This is a genomic window from Actinoplanes sp. NPDC051475 (assembly GCF_040689425.1).
In the GTDB taxonomy this organism is placed as follows: Bacteria; Actinomycetota; Actinomycetes; order Mycobacteriales; family Micromonosporaceae; genus Actinoplanes.
Genome location: NZ_JBFAZZ010000003.1, coordinates 442,623 through 464,222, shown reverse-complemented (window position 1 = coordinate 464,222; position 21,600 = coordinate 442,623). Strand labels below are relative to the sequence as shown.

Annotated in this window: 20 protein-coding genes and 2 pseudogenes; 8 read left to right on the top strand and 14 right to left on the bottom strand. The window is 68.1% G+C overall.

Annotation, left to right across the window (positions count from 1 at the left end; genetic code table 11):
* Nucleotides 1-32: 32 nt before the first annotated feature.
* Together AB0368_RS09445 and AB0368_RS09440 are read left to right on the top strand one after the other, a co-directional pair.
* Nucleotides 33-764 (top strand): GAF and ANTAR domain-containing protein, encoded by a 732-nt coding sequence (locus AB0368_RS09445; RefSeq protein ID WP_366153334.1) that lies wholly within the window; start codon nucleotides 33-35, stop codon nucleotides 762-764.
* Nucleotides 765-1,278: 514 nt separating this feature from the next.
* The gene (locus tag AB0368_RS09440) at nucleotides 1,279-2,340 is read left to right on the top strand and encodes an acyl-CoA desaturase (protein ID WP_366153333.1); all 1,062 of its coding nucleotides are present in this window, start codon (nucleotides 1,279-1,281) and stop codon (nucleotides 2,338-2,340) included.
* 178 nt (nucleotides 2,341-2,518) lie between these two features.
* On the opposite strand, the gene AB0368_RS09435 is transcribed toward AB0368_RS09440, so the two are convergent.
* Both AB0368_RS09435 and AB0368_RS09430 read right to left on the bottom strand, forming a co-directional pair.
* Complete coding sequence (locus AB0368_RS09435; RefSeq protein ID WP_366153332.1) at nucleotides 2,519-2,872, bottom strand: STAS domain-containing protein; 354 nt, start codon at nucleotides 2,870-2,872, stop codon at nucleotides 2,519-2,521.
* Between the two features lie 70 nt (nucleotides 2,873-2,942).
* The gene (locus AB0368_RS09430; protein WP_366153331.1) at nucleotides 2,943-3,461 is read right to left on the bottom strand and encodes a hypothetical protein; all 519 of its coding nucleotides are present in this window, start codon (nucleotides 3,459-3,461) and stop codon (nucleotides 2,943-2,945) included.
* On the opposite strand from AB0368_RS09430, the gene AB0368_RS09425 reads away from it, so the two are divergent.
* A complete protein-coding gene (locus tag AB0368_RS09425) occupies nucleotides 3,448-4,875 on the top strand; it encodes an ATP-binding protein (RefSeq protein WP_366153330.1) in 1,428 nt (475 codons plus the stop codon). The two genes, AB0368_RS09430 and AB0368_RS09425, sit on opposite strands and share 14 nt — an antisense overlap.
* 310 nt (nucleotides 4,876-5,185) lie before the next feature.
* Here the strand turns inward: AB0368_RS09425 and AB0368_RS09420 are convergent, their stop codons facing one another.
* Nucleotides 5,186-6,190, bottom strand: a complete 1,005-nt coding sequence (locus tag AB0368_RS09420) for a YihY/virulence factor BrkB family protein (RefSeq protein WP_366153329.1) — start codon at nucleotides 6,188-6,190, stop codon at nucleotides 5,186-5,188.
* Nucleotides 6,191-6,577: 387 nt separating this feature from the next.
* Here AB0368_RS09420 and AB0368_RS09415 point away from each other — a divergent pair.
* Nucleotides 6,578-7,166: pseudogene (locus AB0368_RS09415) on the top strand (PP2C family protein-serine/threonine phosphatase).
* Here the strand turns inward: AB0368_RS09415 and AB0368_RS09410 are convergent.
* Entirely contained in the window at nucleotides 7,100-7,408 is a 309-nt protein-coding gene (locus AB0368_RS09410; protein WP_366153356.1) for an STAS domain-containing protein, read from the bottom strand. The pseudogene AB0368_RS09415 and the gene AB0368_RS09410 sit on opposite strands and share 67 nt — an antisense overlap.
* On the opposite strand from AB0368_RS09410, the gene AB0368_RS09405 reads away from it, so the two are divergent.
* Complete coding sequence (locus AB0368_RS09405; protein ID WP_366153357.1) at nucleotides 7,383-7,625, top strand: hypothetical protein; 243 nt, start codon at nucleotides 7,383-7,385, stop codon at nucleotides 7,623-7,625. The genes AB0368_RS09410 and AB0368_RS09405 overlap by 26 nt on opposite strands.
* A 135-nt stretch (nucleotides 7,626-7,760) precedes the next feature.
* On the opposite strand, the gene AB0368_RS09400 is transcribed toward AB0368_RS09405, so the two are convergent.
* The 8 genes from AB0368_RS09400 to AB0368_RS09365 all read right to left on the bottom strand — a co-directional run bounded on the left by AB0368_RS09400 (nucleotide 7,761) and on the right by AB0368_RS09365 (nucleotide 14,083).
* A complete protein-coding gene (locus tag AB0368_RS09400; protein WP_366153328.1) occupies nucleotides 7,761-8,102 on the bottom strand; it encodes a hypothetical protein in 342 nt (113 codons plus the stop codon).
* Nucleotides 8,103-8,532: 430 nt separating this feature from the next.
* A complete protein-coding gene (locus AB0368_RS09395) occupies nucleotides 8,533-8,805 on the bottom strand; it encodes a DUF5994 family protein (protein ID WP_366153327.1) in 273 nt (90 codons plus the stop codon).
* Between the two features lie 140 nt (nucleotides 8,806-8,945).
* Nucleotides 8,946-9,404, bottom strand: a complete 459-nt coding sequence (locus AB0368_RS09390; protein WP_366153326.1) for a hypothetical protein — start codon at nucleotides 9,402-9,404, stop codon at nucleotides 8,946-8,948.
* A gap of 197 nt (nucleotides 9,405-9,601) precedes the next feature.
* Entirely contained in the window at nucleotides 9,602-10,075 is a 474-nt protein-coding gene (locus tag AB0368_RS09385; protein WP_366153325.1) for an ATP-binding protein, read from the bottom strand.
* A 425-nt stretch (nucleotides 10,076-10,500) separates the two neighbouring features.
* Nucleotides 10,501-10,725, bottom strand: coding sequence for a hypothetical protein (locus AB0368_RS09380; RefSeq protein WP_366153324.1), 225 nt, complete (start codon nucleotides 10,723-10,725; stop codon nucleotides 10,501-10,503).
* A gap of 341 nt (nucleotides 10,726-11,066) precedes the next feature.
* Nucleotides 11,067-12,038, bottom strand: coding sequence for an acyl-CoA desaturase (locus tag AB0368_RS09375; RefSeq protein WP_366153323.1), 972 nt, complete (start codon nucleotides 12,036-12,038; stop codon nucleotides 11,067-11,069).
* A gap of 452 nt (nucleotides 12,039-12,490) precedes the next feature.
* Nucleotides 12,491-13,186 (bottom strand): PP2C family protein-serine/threonine phosphatase, encoded by a 696-nt coding sequence (locus AB0368_RS09370; RefSeq protein ID WP_366153322.1) that lies wholly within the window; start codon nucleotides 13,184-13,186, stop codon nucleotides 12,491-12,493.
* Between the two features lie 273 nt (nucleotides 13,187-13,459).
* Entirely contained in the window at nucleotides 13,460-14,083 is a 624-nt protein-coding gene (locus tag AB0368_RS09365; protein ID WP_366153321.1) for a DinB family protein, read from the bottom strand.
* A 506-nt stretch (nucleotides 14,084-14,589) separates the two neighbouring features.
* Between AB0368_RS09365 and AB0368_RS09360 the strand changes: the two genes are divergently transcribed.
* Nucleotides 14,590-17,463, top strand: coding sequence for a BTAD domain-containing putative transcriptional regulator (locus tag AB0368_RS09360; protein ID WP_366153320.1), 2,874 nt, complete (start codon nucleotides 14,590-14,592; stop codon nucleotides 17,461-17,463).
* A 437-nt stretch (nucleotides 17,464-17,900) separates the two neighbouring features.
* On the opposite strand, the pseudogene AB0368_RS09355 reads toward AB0368_RS09360, so the two are convergent.
* A pseudogene (locus tag AB0368_RS09355) lies at nucleotides 17,901-18,464 on the bottom strand (response regulator transcription factor); the annotation flags it as partial.
* A gap of 281 nt (nucleotides 18,465-18,745) precedes the next feature.
* Nucleotides 18,746-19,507 (bottom strand): IclR family transcriptional regulator, encoded by a 762-nt coding sequence (locus AB0368_RS09350; RefSeq protein WP_366153319.1) that lies wholly within the window; start codon nucleotides 19,505-19,507, stop codon nucleotides 18,746-18,748.
* Between the two features lie 322 nt (nucleotides 19,508-19,829).
* On the opposite strand from AB0368_RS09350, the gene AB0368_RS09345 reads away from it, so the two are divergent.
* Complete coding sequence (locus tag AB0368_RS09345) at nucleotides 19,830-20,579, top strand: MIP/aquaporin family protein (protein ID WP_366153318.1); 750 nt, start codon at nucleotides 19,830-19,832, stop codon at nucleotides 20,577-20,579.
* Nucleotides 20,580-20,598: 19 nt separating this feature from the next.
* Nucleotides 20,599-21,600 carry a dihydroxyacetone kinase subunit DhaK gene (gene dhaK / locus AB0368_RS09340; protein ID WP_366153317.1) on the top strand — a complete coding sequence of 334 codons (1,002 nt, stop codon included), beginning with the start codon at nucleotides 20,599-20,601 and terminating at the stop codon, nucleotides 21,598-21,600.

Here is a 21,600-nt window from a genome sequence, read left to right as displayed (position 1 = left end):
CGTGAACATGCGGGCAAAGCCGGGAGGCAGCCATGACCACCGTTTCCGCGGAGCGTCTCGCGGCGATCTTCGTGGAGGCGGCCGACACCCTCGTCGACGACTTCGACCTCATCGAGTTCCTGCACATGCTCACCGACCGGGCCACGCACCTGGTCGGCGCCGCGGCCACCGGACTGGTCATGGCCGACCCGCGTGGGCGCCTCGAGTACATGGCCGCCTCCGATGAGAGCGCCAAGCTGCTCGAACTGTTCCAGCTGCAGAACGAAGAAGGACCCTGCCTTGAGGCGTTCACGCGCGGACAGCCGGTCATCAACGTCGACCTCGCGGAGGCCTCCGGACGCTGGCCCCGTTTTGCGCCGCGCGCGACCGCAGCCGGCTATCGTTCTGTGCACGCCTTCCCCATGCGGGTACGTCGGCAGGTGATCGGTGCGATGAACGTCTTCGGCGACACGAAGGGCGGCGATTTCACCGAGGGCGACATCCCGATCATTCAAGCCCTCACCGACATCGCCGCCATCGGACTCCTTCAGGAACGCACGATCCGCCAAGGTGAAATCCTTACCGAGCAGTTGCAAGGCGCGCTCAACAGTCGGATCGTCATCGAACAGGCGAAAGGTGCGGTCGCCCAGGCGTGCGGCCTCCCCGTCGACGAGGCGTTCGCCGCAATCCGCACTTTCGCCCGAAACCACAATCGCAAACTGACGGATGTCGCACATGCCATCACGGCTCAACCCGGCCTGGCAGAGCGGATCATCTCCCGCTGATCACCCGGCCGGATTACGGGGTGAGATCACGCACGTGCTGTTGAACAAACGGAGTGGGACCTCGCGCATCCGAAACTGCCCTCGGCTGAGCGGCTCTCGGCGGCAGGCAGGGAGGGCGGCCCGGGGAAACCGTAGCCGGGCGATTGGCAGGCTTCCCGGACGGGACGCGTGCAGGTAGCGTCGGAGCGACACCCCGGACCCCGGTGTCATCGATGTCGTTCGGCATCGATGAATCGGGGTCTCTTCTGTAGGACAGAAGCCTCCTCGATACGAGCCGTCCGGTGGGCCGGCGGTCGAGGGGGGCGGCCGGACCACCGTACGCCGCGGCCACGACGGCGCCTGAGACGGATTCCGGCACATCAGGGCCGGCGCACTGCCCTGCAGCCTCGACGAGGACGTCGGTCACCAGCGATCCCTCTTTCTGTTTGGCGGCGGGGGGCGGATGGGTACCAGCCCAGTGATCGCCCCAGACCTCGGCGGCTTCTGGTCCTCACCATGTCGAGGGAGCGCGATGATGACGGCTATCGACACACCCGCCGGTGCAGAGGGTGATCTGACCGGATCCGTGACGACGGCATCCCGGGGGAGCGCGTACTCCGCTCTGTCCCGGCAGATCAAGCAGGCCGGCCTTCTCGATCGCCGGCCTGGCTATTACGCGTCGCAGATCGCGCTCATCCTGACCCTCGTGGCCGCCGGCGTCACCGCCTTTGTCGTGATCGGCGATTCCTGGTGGCAGTTGGTGGTGGCCGCGTATTTCGCGGTGCTCTCCACCCAGCTCGGTTTTCTCGGCCATGACGCCGGGCATCGGCAGATCTTCCGGTCCGCGCGCCGCAACTACCGGCTCGGCGTCGTGCTCGCCAACCTCGGTGTCGGCTTCAGTTACGGCTGGTGGGTCGACAAGCACAATCGTCACCACGCGCACCCGAACGACGAGGACAAAGACCCGGACATCGGTGCCGGCGCATTCATTTTCACCGAACGGCAGGCGCAAGCCAGCGGACACGTTGCCCGAATCTTCTACCGCTACCAGGCATGGACGTTCTTCCCGCTGCTGCTGCTGGAGGCGGTCAACCTGCGGGTGTCCAGCCTGCGCTACCTGCTCACCGACCGGAACCGTTCCCGGATCCGCGAAGTACTGCTGATCGCCCTGCACATCACGACTTACCTGGCGGCCGTCTTCGTGCTGCTCCCGCCCGGCAAGGCACTGGCCTTCGTGGCGATCCACCAAGCGTTGTTCGGCTTGTACCTGGGCTGCTCGTTCGCTCCCAATCACAAGGGCATGCCACGCCTGAGCGCTGCCGACAATGCCGACTACCTGCGCCGGCAAGTGCTCACGTCCCGCAACGTGCGCGGGCATTGGCTCACCGATTTCGCCCTTGGTGGCCTCAACTACCAGATCGAGCACCACCTGTTCCCGTCGATGCCGCGAGGTAATCTGCGCCGGGCCCAGCGACTGGTCAAGGAGTTCTGCGCCGGTCAGCATGTGCCTTATCTCGAGACCGGTCTGATCTCCTCGTACGCCCAGGCGCTGCGGCACCTGGACACGATCGGAAGAGCGCCCACGCGCACCGGATGACGACGCGGTCGTCGTGGCGGTGCGATAGGTCGCCAAAGCGGTGCAGGCTGCCTGCTGCGGCGTTGTTCGCCGACGCCCTGAACGACGCCATCTGGATCGCGGCGCCGGCCGGATCGGACTTTCCCGACCTCCTCGGCGTGACGAACTCGTCAGACCATGGCGGTATTGCCGTTGCCGGCTACCGCTGGCCGGAACCGGGGATCCAGGCCTGCTGACCGACTAGGCCCAACACGTACCGCACCGCTGGGTGAGCCGCTACCAGCACCACCATGATCTGCTGCTGAGCAGCCCGATGGCGTAACGTCAGCAGCTCCCGCAGGCCGGCGGCGTCGCAGAACCTCACCCCGTCGAGATCCAGTTCGACCGCCCGGATGGGGGCTTTCACCAGTCCCGTCACTTGGGCGTGGAAGTCTGTCACGACGCAGGTGTCCAGTTCACCGATCACCCGGATCCGTAGCGTGCCGTCGCCCCGGTCGGTACAGGTCACCGACAGCGGCCATGGTGTATAGCGTCCGATATCCGTGCTAGCCATGGTCGTGCTCCCGCCCATTGAGGTGACGGGTCGGTTTCCCTCGACCATCCGGCGAGTCACTGCTGCCTACCTACGTGGCCATTATGCCCAGCTTCTGCCCCATGGTCGCTATCCTCCGGCAAGACAGAACCTGCCTTGGCGCTGTTCGAGCGGAGATGCCCCACCGTATGCGGGAGGGATGTCCCCGCCTGGTGTTGGTCCACTTCGGACGTCGGGATGGGCTCCACCTGGGCGCATCCCGCCCGCAGCCATGGATGACCTCGACGCGGAACGGCAGGCGTTGCAGGACGTAGTCCAGGAACTGGATGGCGGTCTTCTGGTCGCAGCGCGGGTAGATGCGCAGCACGCGTAGCCGGGTGCAGTCGTCGATCGCGGTGAACTGGTAGTACTTCGCGCGGCGTCGCTGCTTGGGCAGCTGGTCAGTCACGGGCGCCTTGCCTCGAGCTTCCGTGGGCAGGCCGATCGGCTCGATGAACTTCACGTCGATCTGCAGGCGGTTGCCGGGAAGTGGCTTCTCGTAACGCTTCCAGCGTTTCTCGCGGCAGACCTCCGGCGACGCCGTCATCGTGTCGTCGTTGGACGGCGTCATCACCGCCTGGAACGCGGCCGCTGAGCAGATGTACGGCTACGACGCCGCCGACGCGATCGGACGTCACATCTCCCTGATCATCCTTCCGGAGCGGCTGACTGGACTGGCGGACGCCCTGGAGCAAGTCCGTGCCGGCAGGCGCATATGGCGGATCGAGACGCAGCGGGTACGGCGGGACGGCGCGTTCATAGACGTCTCGGCGACCATCTCGCCGGTTCAGGGGCACGGCGGGCAGGTGGTGGCTGTGTCCGGTATCGAGCGGGATATCACCGCCGAGAAGGAGGCCGAGCGGCAACGGCAGTCGATGCGGGAACGCTCGGCGCGGGCCGAACGCCTGGAGAGCCTGGGACACCTCGCAGGCGGGGTGGCGCACGACTTCAACAACCTGCTGGCGATCATTCTCAACTACACCGAGTTCGTGGCGGAGCGGGTCTCCACCGATGACCAGGCACGCGACGACCTGAGCCGGATCAGCTCCGCCGCCGACCAGGCCCGGCAACTGACCGGCCAGCTCCTTCTGTTCGCACGCTCCGAGCCGGCCCCGACCGACGTGATCGACCTCAACGAGGTCATCACCGATGCCCGCAACCTGCTGGCCCGCTCCCTCGGCGAGCACATCGAACTGGTCAGCCGGCCCGCCGACGAGGCCCTGGTCGTCCGGGCCAACCGAGGCCGCATCGACCAGATCCTGCTCAACCTCGTCGTCAACGCCCGCGACGCGATGCCCGACGGCGGGAAACTGACCATCGAGGCGCAACCGGTCGAGTTGGCCGAGGAACTCGCCGAAGCCACGACGACCCTGCCCCCCGGGCGCTACGCCCAACTGCAGGTCACCGACACCGGCACCGGCATGAGCCCCGAGGTCGCCGAGCGCATCTTCGAACCGTTCTTCACCACCAAGGACAAGGACCACGGCACCGGCCTGGGAATGGCCACCGTGTACGGCGTCGTCACGGAGGCCGGCGGCAGCATCAAGGTGTACTCGACGGTGGGCGCCGGCACGACGATGCGGATCACACTCCCACTCGCCGAGCGAGCCGCGCACACCGACGACATCGCGCACCAGACACCCGAACGCGGGCACGGCGAATGCATCCTCGTGGTCGAGGACGACGACGGCGTACGGCAACTGGTGGCCCAGATACTCCAACGCAACGGCTACACCGCCATGACGGCCGCCGGGCCGAGCGCCGCCCTGGAGCTGATGGCGCAGCAGCCGTGCGACCTGGTGCTGACCGACGTCGTCATGCCGGAGACCTCCGGCCCCGACTTCGCCGACCAGCTACGCCAGCACCATCCCAGCTGCCCGTGCTGCTCATGTCCGGCTATGCCGAAGAACATCTGCACATGGAACGCATCCACGACCACGGCCACCAGCTCATCGTCAAACCATTCACCACGGCAGAGCTGCTGAACGGCATACAGCACGCACTCACCGCAGCGCCGATCACCCGAGACGGCACGGTGCAGCCTCCTCCTGGGGCGGACGCCCACCGGGTCCAGCAGGAGAACATCCTGTCCGGGGTACGCACCTAGAGAGAGCGTCTTCTGGGTCGCTGGCTCGGCAGGCGGACATGCGGGTTCGTCGATTGTTCTATGGCGGTCATGTCGGCTACGACCTGACCGCCACGCCGCACACCACAGCTCCGGCCGCGGCCTCGCCCGCCCTATCCGGGCATGCCCTCACCCCGGCTAACGTCGCGGGTGCTTGATGGTTGGCACCTTCAGCTTGCCGGCGTGTTGTGGTGGGTTCCGGCGTGGTGGTCGCTGGTCGGGTTTTCGAGCCGGCCGGTGTCGTCCACGGCGGTGGTTTGCGCCGGGGCGCTGACCTGTTCGCCGGTGAGCTTGCGGGAGCGGGCCTGCGCGGCCAGGTCGGTGACCTCGCCGGTGTTGCTGGTCGCGGTGAGCGCCGCCGCGAAGAGGATGAGCTGGTTGACGACGTTGAGAGAGACCAGCAGCCCGACCGTACCGGCGATCGCTTGGTATGTGGGGTTCGCTTCGACGCCCTGGACGTATAGGCGGCCGAGGGTCTTGAGCAGCTCCAGCCCGGCGGCCACGACCAGCGCCGGAACGATCACTCGGCGCAGCGGCATGCGCAATCGTGGCAGACCAGTGAGTACCGCGGTTGACAGCAGGGTGTTCACACCGACGCCAACCGCAAGGCCGACTGCGGTCAGCAGCCACCGGCCGTGGGTGTCATCAGCCGAGGCGACCAGCCGGTTGGCTACGGCAACGGTGAGGAACGCCGTGGCGAGCGACGCCACCAGCAGTACGCCGAGCCCGATCAGCACCACCAGATCGATCAGCACGCGTGTCACGAAGGCGCCCGGGTACTCGGCGAGTCCCCACACCCTGCGGATGGAGGACCGCATGGCGTCCACCCAGAACCATCCGGTGACCGGAAGACCGAGGAAGGCGATGACCCCCACGGTGCTACGAGTGGTGCGCAGCGCCTCCACGTTGAGACTTGGCAGGTTCTCAGCCAGGTAGCGCTGCACCAACTGCTGCACTGCTGGGTCGTCGAGGATGAATCCGAAGACCGCGTACGCCAGCAGAACCAGCGCGAAAGTGCCGAAGAACGCGTAGTAGGTGACCGCGGCGGCGAGCCGGCCCCCGTCGGCTTCGTCGTAACGCCCCGTTGCTCGGGCCAGGTGGTCCAGCCAACCGATACGGCGGCGCGCGCGTCGCCACGCCGCGGCGGTCCGGCGCCGCATTCCGATAGCCGTCACGCCGCCTACGCTACGGCGGCCGCCATCGAACCGCGCGCCTTCCGTGCCGGATGGGGGCGGGGCGGTCCCCACGGCCACCGCAAATGGCACCCCGTCCGGGATCAGCGGCGTCCCGATCAGGTCCGCAGCGACGGCGGTGACCCTCGGTTCGTATCTGCGCTCGGTTCGGGATCCACCATGGCTGGGATCAAGGCCTGCTAGGTCCGTCACGCTGATCACCGCTGTACTCCGCGCGTCCACAGCCACGCGGACCCGTCTCTACTGCGCACGGTCGACCAGTTCCAATTCTCGGTTCGCGCGGCATCGGCGCCGGCGGCGAGTATCGGCGGGGACACCTTCGACTACAGCGTCGCCCGGGACACCCTGCATTTCAGCATCATCGACGCCATGGGTCACGGCGTGGCCAGCGCCTTGACCGCCACCCTCGGTGTGGCGAGCATGCGCAACTCCCGCCGCATCGGGCACAGCCTGAGCGAACAGGCCGACCCGGCCAGCGCCGCTGTCGCCGAGCACGCCCCGACCCGAGGCGCGTTCATCACCGCCGTCCTTGGACAGGCCGACCTCCGGGGTGTGTGACCTGATCAACGCGGGGCACGTGCCGCCGCTGCAGGTCCATCACGGCGACCCGCAGGAGCTGGACCTGCCTCGTAACTTCGCGCTCGGAATGTTCCCCGGCTCGCCCAGCCACGCCGGTCAAGTCCCGCTGCGCCCGGGCGACCGCCTGGTGATCGTCACGGACGGGATACGCGAACGCAGTGCAGCCGCCCTGGACCTGCCCGCGAAGCTGCGGTCGCTGGCCGCCCTGCACCCCCGCGAGGTCGCACGTTGCCTGGCCGACGCCGTGCTCGCCGTGACCGGTCCCACCTCGCCGCCGCCACCTCAGCCGACCACCGCCGACCGCGGGCTACGTCAGGACGCCGCTGGCGGCATGTCAGCCTCGGCGGCGTCCACCGAGCCGTACACGCCCAGCACCTGATCCACCGCCGCGAGCCGCAACACGTACTCGACGGGTGGCCGTGCCGCGGCGACACACAACCTGCCGCCGATACCATCCAGCTCTTTGAACCACACCATCAGCACGCCGAGACCGCTGGAGTCCATGAACGTCACGTCGGCCAAGTCCAGCACCACGCGTACGGCACCCAAGTCACTGACCTCCTGAAGGAAGTCATGCAGCTGAGGACCGGTGTCCATGTCCAGCTCGCCGCCGACTCGCACCACCGTGCAGGCCCGACCGGCCCGGGCCGACAACTGCAAATCCACGACTACCTCTGAACCCGACGCACCCGATGTCGACCCGTCAGCCGGCGACCTCGTCACCCTAATATCCCCTGGCGCGCTTCCGAACCAGGAACGCGGCGCCCGCATCCGCGAAGATGACGTCACCATCCTCTCCGCCACTGCCCCGGTCACCCCGGAACTGCCGCACATCTGAAGCTGACCGCACCGACGAACGCGTCAGCCCAGGCGTTTCGCCGCGGTGTTCGGCGTTGCGTTCACCCTGATGCCAAGGCAGACGCCGTGCCACCCCCATCATCGGGCGACGGCGAAGGGATCCCACGGGTGAAGCTCAGGTCGGCCCGGACGCGATTTCCGACTTCGCGTGGCGCCGGTAGACCCCCCGCAGGTCGGCGATGGCTTCGATCAAATGGATGCCCCGCCGGTTAGGCGTTCGTAGCCGGTTGCAGCCGGACTGCCTAGGCAGATACGGAGACGCCTCGGGTACGTGCCCGGGAACGAACTGCAGCCGGCGGGCCTCCGAGCGCACCCCGAGCAGGGCCTGAGCCACCGTCAGGGTGAGCGTTTCCGCGTCGGACAACTTCGGCGGACGTCTCGTCCTGCGCGGCCGTCTAAGCCAGTCGTCGATCTTCACGTACAGGACGGTCAGAAGGGTGTCGAGATCGGTCGTCACAAACTGATCTTCAACACCCTTCGTCTACGCCCGCAGCACCGCGGCCGTTGGGACTTACTCGTCCAGAATTCGTTCCGATAATGCTTCATCGTCTGCTCTGATGCTGCGTCACCGCTTCCGGTTGAACCTGTTGGCCAGTTCACGGAGCTTCCGTTGGGTTTGTGGCTTGGCCATTTCCTGCCGTCCCCGCGTAACCACACGCCGGCCCCGGGGGCCGGACAGGAATGCCTTGATCTGCTGCGCCATCGATGTCATGTCGTGCCTCAATTCTGTCGTTGTCTGTCCTCAGTGCGGCGCCCGACCGGGCCGGCTGTCTGAGGCAAATCTGCGCGGCCCGGCGGGCGGCGCCGGCTGGCACTTGAGCAGCCTTGCTGTCTGGTACGTCGCCCGACCGCGCCGGCGGGTCCGGGGTTAGTTCCGGCAGTCGATGTCAGCGAGCAGCGCGGGCGGTGCGCTGCCGGTTGTCCGCGGTAGCGGCGGCGGTCATCGCGGTCGCGGCGCAGACCGCAGTGGCGCGCGCAGGCACGACCAACAGGTGGATGCGGTCTCGATCGAAGTCGCAGATCACGGCCAGCAGACCGGCCGGTTGGGAGGTGTACCAGCCCAGGCGAACGGCTCGGCCGTCGACGATGAGTCGGCACGGGTGGGGCAGATCCCTCCGAGTCTGTGACGGAGTGCAGAGCAGAGATGGCGTCGCCTGCACCGGAGCCGGTATGGCGCACCTCAGGCGGGATGTCGTCGGTTCCGGGATATCCCCACCGTACGCCTGTTCGGCCCGCCCAAACGAATTCACGGTCGACCGATATCGCAAGGTGAGCCGCCACTGTCCTCACCGTTCGAGGTTCAGGCGTCACCCGTCACGTCGAAAGGCGCGTTCGGCGAATCGTTCACGAATTGGAGTTCCTCGGCCCACGAACTGTGATTCAACTTGACGACATGCTGCCAGCGGGGACCGGCGTGCTGACCGTGGTGGCTGGCGGCACCTGCCATCGGAGCCGCATCGGCGTCGACCAGGCGATGTGATGGCCCGAACACCCGGGTCTGCTGATCGTTTTGTACGGGCTCAGGGCGACCCCGCCGGGCGCTGGCAGGGTTGTCCTGGGGCGAGGCAGCCCGCTGGCCGGCGCGAGACATGACGAGCCCCTGGCGCCTGGCACCAAGGGCTGCCACATGGATGTCGTCAGTCCGTACTGGAAAGCGCTCCGGAATCGTCGTCTTCCAGATCGCTTCGCTGCCGGGGCGGCCCTGCTCACGCAGCCGGTCGTTCGAGCGACGGATCTCTACGTTGAGCGCTCCGGGCACGCTCGGCGTCCTCGCGCATCTGCCGTGCCGTTGCCTGGACAGCTCCGGGTCGACTGGTGGCTGGGCGGACGCGGAGTGATCGCTCAGGGCCATGCACTTCAGTGTGCCCCTATTACGTGGACTGCCGGACCGAGGCGCCTGCCGGTGGGCCTCCGGTCCCCGGGGCGGCGGAGTGGTCGAGTCGCCGGCCCAGGTGCCTACGGCAGGGGGCCGGGCGTCGCTCGGTCCCGGGACACAGTCGCCCAGACGGTCTTGCCGCCTTCCTGGTAGTCGTATCCCCAGGCCGTGGCCGCAGTCTCTACCAGGATCAGGCCGCGTCCGTGGACGGGCGGGATGGTGTCGTCGAGATCGCGTCGGACCGGGGGATCGGTAGCGCCGTCCTGAACGGCGAGGTAGAGGTGCGACGGGCGGCACACCACCTCGATTGTCATGAGTGTGTGGGCATGATCGACGACGTTGCTCACGAGTTCACTGATGATGAGGGCGGCCGGGGCGACCAGGTGCGGCATACCCCATCGCAGACAGGCGTCGGTCACCACGTTGCGGGCATGTCGTGCCGCATGCGCGACCGGCAGCAGCTGTTCGCAGATGACGGGCGGCGTCGGTCCTCGTGTCTCAGCGATGCGTCGTCCCCTCCCACATACTCCGCGTGATAGGCCAAGCGGCCGCATACCCGGTACGGGAAGTCACTAACGCGCAGTAGACGACCATCGCATCGGTACCCGCGGGTTGCGCAACGTCGACGGGGTCAGAGTCACGCCGTGCCTGGACAGTTCGACCTGGGCCGAGCAGCTGCCCGTGCCAACGGCGGATGTGCCGTTGCAGCCGCTGCGGAGGGAGACCGGTGTGGCCGGTTCCCATGTGGCGGGACGCGCTCGTGCGGTCGCTGGCCGGTGACCGGCTGGTGGAAACGACGAACTACCACGGCAGTGAACGAGGCATCGGCCCGCCGGGACCATCGCCAGCGCGGACGGTCGAGCACCCGGTCAGTCACCAGCGGTGTCCGCTGGCAGGGTTGCGCGCACGGCCGCTCCATCCGAGGTGCGGGTTGCAGGGGCTGACTTTAGAGTCGCTCGCAGCCCGGCCCATGTATCCGTCACAGCACAGCGCCGCGAGGCGCCACTTCGATCGCAGCCACCCCTCGGCCGTACAGCACCACGAGCCGATCACCGTGGTTGGCGCGCAGCATTCCCGAATCTTGTGCCAGTGTCGAGATCACCTGTTCAACAAGCTCGTCCTCGTCGGAGACGTCCGGTTTGTCATAGGTGATGTCCATGCGGTCGCCGCCGACGAGCCGGACGCGTAGCACCGTAGTTGCCATGTCCCAAAGCTAGCCCGTCGCGGATGCCAGGTGCGGTGACGCTGCCGCGGGCTCCTCGGTCTTCTCGCGCAGCATATGTCGGCAGATCCGCGCGGCACACCCACATTGCCGCACCGAGATCCAGGGTCGCGCCGCCGTCTGCCGTCGGCGGGGCCACCTTCCCAACGTGCAACTGCTGCTCGACCGCACGGGGTTCTCCCGGCCACAGCACTGTTGCTGCCTCGTCCTTGTGGTGTGACCAGTATGGGTCGTTGCCGTTCAGAGGGGCGCCACCGCTCGGACTGCACCCTGATGATGGGTGGTGGAGCGGTTCAGACTGATACCTGGAAGGGACCATGACCTCATATGGCATGGGCCGTTTTGCCGATCGTGTCCAGGTGCCGAAGCGCTCGGGCGTACGAGGAAAACAGTCCGGTTTCCAGGTAGGGCACGTGCTGACTCGCGCAGAAGTCTTTGACCAGTCGCTGGGCCCGGCGCAGATTGCCCCGCGGCATCGACGGGAACAGGTGGTGCTCGATCTGATAGTTGAGGCCGCCGAGGGCGAAGTCGGTGAGCCAATGCCCGCGAACGTTGCGCGCAGTGAGCACCTGCCGACGCAGATAGTCGGCGTTATCGGCAGTGCTCAGGGGCGGCATGCCCTTGTGATTAGGCGCGAAGGAACAGCCCAGATACAGCCCGAAGAGGGCCTGGTGGAGCACCACGAAGGCTAGCGCCTTGCCGGGCGGGAGCACCACGAAGACGGCGGCCAGGTATGCCACGACGTGCAGGGTGATCAGCAGCCCTTCGCGGATCCGGGCGCGGTCCCGGCGGGTGAGCAGGTATTGCACACTGGCGACTCGCAGGTTGACCGCTTCCAGTAGCAGCAGCGGGAAGAACGTCCATGCCTGGTAGCGGTAGAAGATCCGCGCAATGGGCCCACTGGCTTTCGCCTGCCGTTCGGTGAAGATGAGCGCACCCGCGCCGATGTCCGGATCCTTGTCCTCGTCGTTGGGGTGGGCGTGGTGGCGGTTGTGTTTGTCGACCCACCAGCCGTAGCTGAACCCGACGCCCAGATTGGCGAGCAGGACGCCGAGCAGATAGTTGCGGCGCGCTGACCGGAAGATCTGCCGGTGCCCGGCGTCATGGCCGAGGAAACCGAGCTGGGTGGAGAGCACCGCGAAGTACCCGGCCACGAGCAACTGCCACCATGAGTCGCCGAGCACCACAAGGGCGGTAATGCCGGCTGCCACGAGGGCCAGAAGGAAGGCAATCTGCACGGTGTAGTAGCCAGGCCGCCGATCGAGGAGGCCGGCCTGTTTGATCTGCCGGGACAAGGCGGAGTACGCGCTACCGCGTAGCGCTGTGGTCGCCGGCTCGGTCCGACGACACTGTCTGCCGGGGGATGTGTCGGTAGCCGTCACGGTCGCTCCATCAACATACTGACAACAGCGGGGGCTGCCTGGCTCTGGACGAGCGTTCGGCCCGATTACCCGGTTAACACGCCGCCAAACCGGCCACGAAACCGGTTGCAGAGATGCTCCACTCAGACCGTCACAGGCAAGTCGATCGGCCGGCGCACCGGCCCGCAAGTTCGTTCCGCGTGGCCGGGAATCGCGCAGGTTTTCGCATCCGCCCGTACCCGTAGGTCGAGGGCGTCGCCTACCGGGGCCACCAACCCCCGCGGCAGCGTCCCCCGCAGCCTGGACATCACCGGCGTGCTGTCCGTCCTCACCGACGAGCAGCCTTCGCGCGCCGAACGCTGAAACCAGACGTGCCGCAGTGAGCCCTATGGTGTCATCCGGTCGGCGGCGGCTTGGGACCATTCGATGTACAGCATGGCGGCGTCGTCGGCCGGTGGGCCGTCGTAGTGCTCCAGCAAGGTGTGGCACAGCCGCCGTAGCGTCTCCGGTGCGGGCAGCCCGGCGGTGGTGTGCTGCCGGACAAGGTCGGCGAGCCGGTCCTCGCCGAACTGTGCGCCGTTGCGGTCGCGGCCTTCGGTGACCCCGTCGGTGAACAGCAGCAACCGGTCGCCCGGTTCTAAGGTCTCCTCAGCGATTTCCAGCCCTGCATCGTCCATGCCCAGCGGCAGCCGTCTGCCGCGGTCCAGACGGTTCACCACCTTGCCGTGACGCAGCAGCATCGGCGCAGGGTGCCCGGCGTTGAGGTAGCGCAGAAGCCCGGTTTCCAGGTTGAGGGTGCCGAGCACTGCCGTGGTGAACCGCACTTCCGGCAGATACTGCGCCAACGCTTCGTCGGCGGCGCGGGCCATCGCGTACAGGCCGGCGCGGTCGGCGCGGGCCGCGCGAATTCCTGCCAGTACCGTGGCGGTGCCTAAACCGGAGCGCAGGGTGTGCCCGACGGTGTCGAACACGCCGAAGAACGCCGTGTCGCCGTCCACGGCGTAATCAAAACCGTCGCCACCGACCTCGTAACACGGTTCCAGGACGGCGACGATCACCAGGCGGTGGGAGGCGAACGTCAACGGCGGCAGCATCCGCCACAGCAGCTCGGAGGCCTCGACATGCGCTGGGTCCGCTTCGCGCCGGCTCGCTGGCAGGGCGAGGCGGAGCAGGTCCCGAGTACCGCGCCGCGGTGCGCCGAATCCTCGAGCATGCGGGCGCCGGGCATCGCCCGGCTGCGAAGACTTCCCGTCAGCGTCCCGCGCCGCAGATCGGGGGAGCGGCATGAGGATCGGCTACAGCATGTGAGGCTTTCTGAGCGCTGGTGTCGTGGACACCCCGGACGGGTCCCGCGCCTACCGCGCGCCCTGCTCCGCTGTCGCGGGTTGGTTGGGGTCGGCATGGCCCGTGCCGCCGGCCGCTGTCTGCGCAGCCCGCTCGACCTTTGCCCGGTGTGTCGCGCGAGCCGCCGTGTCGATCCGTTCCTCGTATTCAGCCATCACCCCGGTCCGGCCGTCGAGTTGCTCACGCAGGATGTCAGCGTGTCCGGCATGCCGGGTGGTGTCCTGCAGGACATGGACCATCATGTTGAACAGCTTCACGTCGGGGCGCGGCCACCACGGCACGTAGCCGGAGGCATCAATGGGAAGCTCCGTGATCGTCGCGTCGGCATGGTTCCGGGCGCGCTGGTAGAAGCCGATGATCTGTTCGCGCGTCTCGTCCTGAGTCACCCACAGGTCGCTGCCGTCCGCGTCCTGCCACCGGGGCAGCGGCTCCGGGAAAGGGCGGTCGAAGATCTCACCGAGGTACCTCGCCTCCCACGTCGCCAGGTGTTTGACCAGCCCGAGAAGGTTGGTCCCGGTCACCGTCAAGGGACGCCGGATGTCGTACTCGGACAGACCGTCGAGCTTCCAGACCAGCGCCTCACGGGTCACCTTGAGCTGGCCGTGCAGGTAGTCCTTCGCGAAATCATCGATCACGGAAGACGAGCTTGCCACGCGGCAACACGAGGAGCCACCCAGGAGCCACGGACGTTTGACGCCTCGCGGATCCAGCTGGCGAATCAGCCCGGGATCGCCTCCTGCGTCGAGCGCCCGATCTCGGCGTCGCAGTTGGTGATGGGTCGCGGGCCTGTTCCTCGACGAGGCACGCAACTCACCCCTCGAGCAAGATCAGACGTTTGACGCGGAGCTACGTCGCGCTGTGAGCGTCCGGGACTTCGACCACCTGGACGCGGCCGCCCGGCAAGCTTGGCCGGCCGAACGAACCCGGCTCGCCGACCAGTTGACAGAGCACGATGGCCCTCGTCTCGGCACGGGTCGGCCTGCCGGTTAAGCCGGCCGCTACTGCAGAACCCGTTCCAACAAGATAGTCGATGCTCTGATCGGCGAAACTCATGTTGGTGATCGCTTCACTCCGCTCCTGTGGCGGGGAGGCTGTTTCTGTGCAGACGCGTGTGAAGCGCCTCGGGCTACGCTATGTCGTCGTGGACTTCCGAGTGCTCGGCCCGGTACGGGCGTGGCGCGGGGACACCGAGCTGGATCTGGGGCCGCCCAAGCGCCGGGCGCTCCTGGCGCTACTCCTGGTGCACGTCGATCGCCCGGTGTCGTTCGGCGAAATCCTGCTCATCCTTTGGGGGGAGTCGCCACCGGACACCGCGGCGAACGCGGTGCACCAACACATCGGGGCGCTGCGCCGGCTGTTCGAGCCGGGCCTGCCGGCTCGCGGCACCTCCCGCTGGCTGATCCGCAGTTCCGGCGGCTACCGCCTCGACGTGGACCCGCACACCGTCGACCTGTTTCGGTTCCGCGGCCTGCGCCAGGAGGCGGCTCGGCTCGCGGAGCTGGACCGGCGTGGTGAGGCCGCCGGGAAGCTGCTGGAGGCGTTGAGTCTCTGGCACGGTCCGACGGCCGCGGGGATCTCGCCGGAGATCCGCTCACAACAGAGCTTCACCGCGGTGGACGGCGAACGGTTGTCGGCCCTGAAGTCGGCGGCTGAATGGGTGCCGGCGGCTGAACCGGCGGTGGCCGAAGGGGTGTTGGCCGCGCTGCGGCAGGCCGCCCTGGAGCATCCGCTGGACGAGGTGCTGCAGGCGCGGCTGATGCTCGTGCTGGCCGCGACCGGCCACCAGGCCGAGGCGCTCGAGGTCTACCGGTCGGTGCGTGACGCCCTCGCCGTCGACCTGGGCCTGGACCCGGGGCCGGACCTGCAGTCGGCGCAACAGCAGGTGCTGCGCGCGATGACGTCCGCCCCGCAGACCCCGGCTTCGCCGGCGGAGGTGCAGACCCTGCCCGCGCTGCGTCCGGCCCAGCTTCCGATGGACCTCGTGGTCTTCGCCGGCCGGCGCCAGGAGCTCGACCTGTTCCGTACGCTGCTGTCGGAGTCGGCCGAGGCGCGGGCGGCCTCGATGGTCACCGTCGGTGGCATGGCCGGCGTGGGCAAGACCGCGCTCGCCGTGCACTGGGCCCATCAGGTCGCCCATCTGTTCCCGGACGGACAGCTCTATGCCGATCTGCGCGGATTTCATCCGAGTGGCGTGGTCACCAGCCCGGCCGAGGTGATGCTGCGCTTTCTGGACGCCCTGGGTGTGCCGCCGCATCGCGTGCCGCCCAGCCTGGAGGCGCAGGCCGCGCTGTTCCGGAGCCTGCTCGCCGGTCGCCGGGTGCTGATCGTGCTGGACAATGTTCGGGACAGTGAGCACGTCCGGTCGCTGCTGCCCGGCGCGCCCGGCTGCTTCACCATCGTGACAAGCCGCCATCAGCTCTACGAACTGGTTGCGGCGCAGGGTGCGACGGCCGTCACGCTGGAGTTGATGCCGCACGCGGAGGCCAGGGAGCTCCTGTCCCGCCGGATCGGGGCGGCCCGGGTCGGCCTGGAACCCCGTGCCGTCGCGGACATCATCGAGCTGTCCGGCCGCCTGCCGCTGATCCTGGCCATGGTGAGTGCCCGGGCCGCGATGAACCGCGGGTTCTCGCTGCATTCCATCGCCGAGAAGTTGTGTGCCGCGCACGGCAGCTTGGATGCGTTCTCCGGGGAGTCGCCGGGCTCCGACGCCCGGTCGGTCTTCGCCTGGTCGTACCGCACCCTCACGCCCGCCGCCGCGCGGTTGTTCCGGCTGATGGCGCTGCATCCGGGGCCGGACTGTTCGCTCGCAGCGACGGCACGCCTGACCCGGCAGACCGCCGCGCAGCTGCGACCGCAGCTCAGCGAGCTGCTGCGCGCCCACCTCATCGTGGAGACCGTGCCGGGGCGCTTCGGTTGCCACGACCTGCTGCGGGCGTACGCCGGGGAACTCGCCCGGCAGCCGGAATCCGCCGAGGAGACGGCCGGGGCCCGTCGCCGCCTGTACGACTACTACCTGCACAGCGCGCACGCCGCGAGCAGTGTCCTGTTTCCCGGCCGGGAACGCCTGGAACTCGAGCCACCGGTCGTCGGCGCCGACCCGGTCACCGTGCTCGATCAGCCGGCCGCCGTGGCCTGGCTCGACACCGAACAGGCCGTCCTGATCGCGGCGATCGAGCAGGACGCCCGCCACGGCAGCGGCCGGCACAGCTGGCAGCTGGCTACCGCGCTGGAGTTGTACCTGGACCGGATCGGTTCCTGGCCGGTGCAATTCAATGTGCAGTCCACCGCGGCCCAGGTCGCCGAACGCATCGGCGACCGGCACGGCCAGGCCTGCACGCTGCGGTCGCTCGGCTTCGTCAATGGCCGGCTGCGGCGATGGGCGGAGGCGGACCTGCACCTGAACCGGGCGCTGGAGCTTTTCGCCGAGATCGGTGACCGCAACGGCGGGGCGCGGACACATCGCCTGTTCGCCTTCTTGGCCAATCAGCGGGGGCGCCATCACGAGGCGCTGGACCACTACCGGATCGCCAGTGATCTGTACCGGTCGAGCGGGTGGGCCAGCGGGCAGGCCAGCGTGCACAACGAGGTCGGCTGGACGCACATCCTGCTGGGCGAGTACGCCCAGGCCGTGGACCGGTGCCGGCAAGCGATCGAGGGACATCGCGAGATCGGCGACCGCAACGGCCAAGCGGCGGCCTGGGACAGCCTGGGCTACGCCCAGCACCACCTGCGGGAGTACGACGACGCGTTGTCCTCATTCGAGCACGCCGCGCGGTTGTACCGGTCGACGTGCGACCGCTACCTGGAAGCGGACACGCTGGTCCACATCGGCGACACCCAGCTCGCCGCCGGTCGAGACGCGCCTGCCGCCCAGGCGTGGCGGCAGGCGCTGAAGATCCTCGACGAGATCGGCCACCCGGACGCCGACCCGGTGCGCGACAAGCTGCACAGCCTCGGTGCCGGATCCGGCGCGGTCGCTGAACGGTCGTCAGAGCTCCGTCACAATTTCGGCTAGCTTCCTGCCTATGGTCCTCGACATCCCGCGCAGGGCCAGCCGGACCCTCAACCGCCCCGGCTCAGTCGTGCGGGAATGCGGCGCGGTGTCCGGGCCGCCGCAGCCGTGGTGTTCCACCTAACGGTGAAGTTGGGAGATGACATTGAGGCCGCTCTGAGCTGACACCGAGCCAACCCTCCTACCGTCGCTGCAAGCAGACAGGACAACGGTCTGGAGGAACGCACGTGGACGACAATCCGATCGGCAAGAGCGCCGGAAACGCCGGACACCCGAGTCGCCGTACCGTTCTCACCACTCTCGGTGGGATAGGACTCGGCGGTTTGATCATGGGAGCGGCGGGCTGCGCCTCTGACGAGCCCGCAGCCGAAGGGGCCGCCGCGCCCGGCCCGAGCGGTTCGGCCGCCGGGGCCCCGTCGTGCATCCTGTCGGCCGAGACGACGGACGGCCCGTACTACCTCGACCTCGACAAGCTTCGTACGGATATCACCGAGGGCAAGCCGGGTACGCCGCTCCACGATCCGCGCGTCGCCGCCGAAGTCGTAGCGCCACACCTGTTCGAGGATCTGAGCCTTGCTGACCACCCGCCCCGCATTCGCCAACAGGTATCGCAACAGGTTGAACTCCGTCGGCGACAAGTCGATGACCTTGCCGGCGCGGCGCACCTCGTGCGCCTGCTCGTCCAGCTCGAGATCGGCGTAGCGCAGTGCGGTGGGGCCGGCGTCCGGCCGGGCGCCCCGGCTCCGGCGCAAAATCGCCCGGATGCGCAGCACGAGCTCTTCCAGGCTGAACGGTTTGGTGACGTAGTCGTCGCCGCCGCCGGCGAGGCCGGAGATCCGGTCCTGCACGGCGTCACGAGCGGTCAGAAACAGCACGGGCACCAGCTGACCGGCCGCCCGCAGACGCTCGATCACCTCGAAGCCGTCCAGATCGGGCAGCATGACGTCGAGCACGACGAGGTCCGGCTCGAACTCGGTCGCTGCGAGCAACGCCTCGTGTCCTGCGGTCACCGCTCGCCGGCCGCGTACACGTAGACCCGGTGGATGGGTCTCATCGATGCGGGCGTGACCGTACAAGGCTGCCCCGTACAACAAGCGGACCAAGACGCGCGACACCCTGAACACGGACGACCACGTCTACGGCGACAGCGATGGTGCGGCGTCGACCCGCGCTCGTGCTTACGCTGATCGCGGCCGCGGCCGCTTCGGTGGTCCGCGTCGGCCTGCGCCCACTCACGCGAATGGAGCGCATCGCCGCCCAGATCGCGGCCTGGGAAGGCGGCGGCTCAGACCACGCGCGGACCGGGCCAGCCAGGAGCGCCGAGCTCGCGTGAGATGGCCCGCGCCGTTTCGCGCAGCGCCTCGCGCACCGATGTCTCGACCGGCCATGCGGTCGCCGGTACGACGACCGCGATCGCCCCGACCACCCCGTCGAAGGCGTCGAAGATCGGGCTGGCCAGGGCGCACTCGCCCAGCACGGCCTCCTCCATCTCGCTCGCCACGCCCGTCGCGGCAGCGTCGTCCCATTGACTTTGCAGTACCGCAAGGTCGGTAAGCGTCTCACCGGTCATGCTGCGTAGCGGCGTGGCCTCGCCGGCCGTCTTCTGTGCCTCGGCGCTGAAGGCGGTGATCGCCTTGCCAAGCGCGGAGGCGTGCGCGGGGATCACGATGCCGACCTCGGGCATCTGCCGGCTGCCGTCCGGCCGGGGCTCGTGGTGGATGATCACGACCTCGTTGACGAGCAGCACCCCGGTGCGCACGGCGAAGCCGGTGCGCCGCGCGAGTTCCCCCGCCCAGGGCGCGGTGCGCGAGCGCAGTTCGAGGGTGTCGAGGTAGACGTTGCCGAGCAGCAGCACGCGCGGGCCGAGCATGTAGCGGGTGGAGCCGCGCTCCTGCACGACCATGCCGTGCCCGACGAGCGTCTTGACGATGCCGTGCACGGTCGAGGCGGGCAGGCCGAGCGCTCCGGCGAGTTCGGTGAGTGTCATGCGGCGGCTGCCCTGCAGGGCGCTGAGCACGCGTACGGCTCGGTCGACCGACTGGATCACCACGCCTCCTCGATTCTGCGGGAGAACCCCGCGTAGCTCAATTGTGCCGCAGTGCTGTGCGGCATGTCGAAGGCCCTGCGAGAACCACGCGTCCGCCCCTTGTCACTGCCGCCGTTGCGGCGTAACCTCCGTCACACGTTCGACATTATCGAATGCACGTCGGCATCATCGCAAATTCTTCGAACGGCGAGAGCCTACTCAGGCGACACGAACCGGCGGGAGCGAGGCCACCGACAAGCCTGGCCGGGCATGCCGAGCCGGGTCGACGGGGCGGCCATCCGATCGCTCCGCCGGTGTCATCATCGAAACCAAGGAGGCAGGCATGGCGGACGAACCCACCATGACCCAGAAACTTCTCACCGAGGCCGTCGGCACGGCGTTCCTCGTCTTCATCGGTGTGGGCTCGGTGCCCGCAACCCTCATGATCAACGGCGCGGCGCCATTCACGATGGCCGACCTCGGGATGATCTCCTTCGCGTTCGCCACGATCGTCGTCGCGACCGTCTACGCCTTCGGTCACATCAGCGGCAACCACATCAACCCCGCGGTCACTATCGGCCTGGCCGTGACGAAGAAGTTCCCCTGGAGCCAGGTACCGGCTTACCTCGGCGCGCAGGTTGTTGGCGCGATGATCGGCGCCGCGGCGATCCTCGGCGTTCTCGGTCACAAGGCCAGCGATGTCGGTCTTGGCGTCGCGTCCTACTCCGGGATCTCCGCGGCGCAGGCCTTCACGGCCGAGTTCGTAGGCACGTTCATCCTCGTCATGACTGTCTTCGGCGTGATCCATCGCAAGGCCGCGGCCGGCTTCGCCGGGGTGGCGATCGGCCTGGTCGTCTTCGCCGCCATCATCCCGGTCGCCCCCGCAACCGGCGCGTCGATCAACCCGGCTCGCACCTTCGGCCCGATGCTCGTGCAGCAGCTGGCCGGCGGCACGGTCCACTGGAGGCAGCTGCCCGTCTATTGGGCCGCGGAACTGCTCGCGGGCGCTCTCGCCGGGCTGCTCTACGGCGTCATGAGCCGCACACCCGCGGACCGCGTCGCTGCCTTTTCCGACGAGCGCGTCGCCGCCTGAGCTACCGAGGAGAATCCCCGTGAAGAAGATCATCAACGACCCGTCCACGGTCGTCTCCGATGCGCTCAAGGGTGTCGAGGCCGCCCACCCGGATCTCAAGGTCGACCACCAGCACAAGGTGATCTACCGTGCCGACACTCCGCGCAACGGCAAGGTAGGCATCATTTCCGGCGGCGGTTCCGGTCACGAGCCGCTGCACGGCGGTTTCGTCGGCCTCGGCATGCTCGACGCCGCGTGCGCCGGGGAGGTCTTCACCTCCCCGGTACCCGACCAGATGGTCGCGGCCACCAAGCTCGTTGACGGCGGCGCCGGTGTGCTGCACGTGGTGAAGAACTACACCGGTGACGTCATGAACTTCGAGATGGCCGCGGAGATGGCTGCCGCGGAGACCGGCGTTGAGGTCGTCGCCGTCGTCACCGACGACGACGTCGCGGTGAAGGACAGCACCTGGACGGCGGGCCGGCGCGGCGTCGGCGCGACTGTGCTGCTGGAGAAGATCGCGGGTGCAGCGGCTGAGCAGGGCCGCAGCCTCGCCCAGGTCGCCGACGTCGCCCGCAAGGTCAACGCCAATGGCCGCAGCATGGGCGCGGCGCTGACCAGCTGCACCGTGCCCGCGGTGGGTCACCCGACGTTCGAGCTTGGAGACGACGAGTTCGAATTTGGCGTGGGTATCCACGGCGAGCCTGGACGGCAGCGCATGAAGCTCGTGGCAGCCAAGGAACTCGCCGAGCTGCTGGTCGAGCCGATCCTGGCCGATCTGCCGTTCACCTCCGGCGACGGCGTCATCGCCTTCGTCAACGGCTTGGGCGGCACGCCGCTGATCGAGCTCTACGTCCTCTACAGCGAGGTCGCGCGCATCCTGGCAGCACACGGCGTCACGGTGGCGCGCTCGCTCGTCGGACCGTTCATCACCTCCCTCGACATGGCCGGGGCGAGTGTGACGTTGCTGAAGGTGGACGACGAACTGCTCGGCCTCTGGGACGCCCCCGTGCGCACCCCGGCCCTGAGGTGGGGAGTCTGA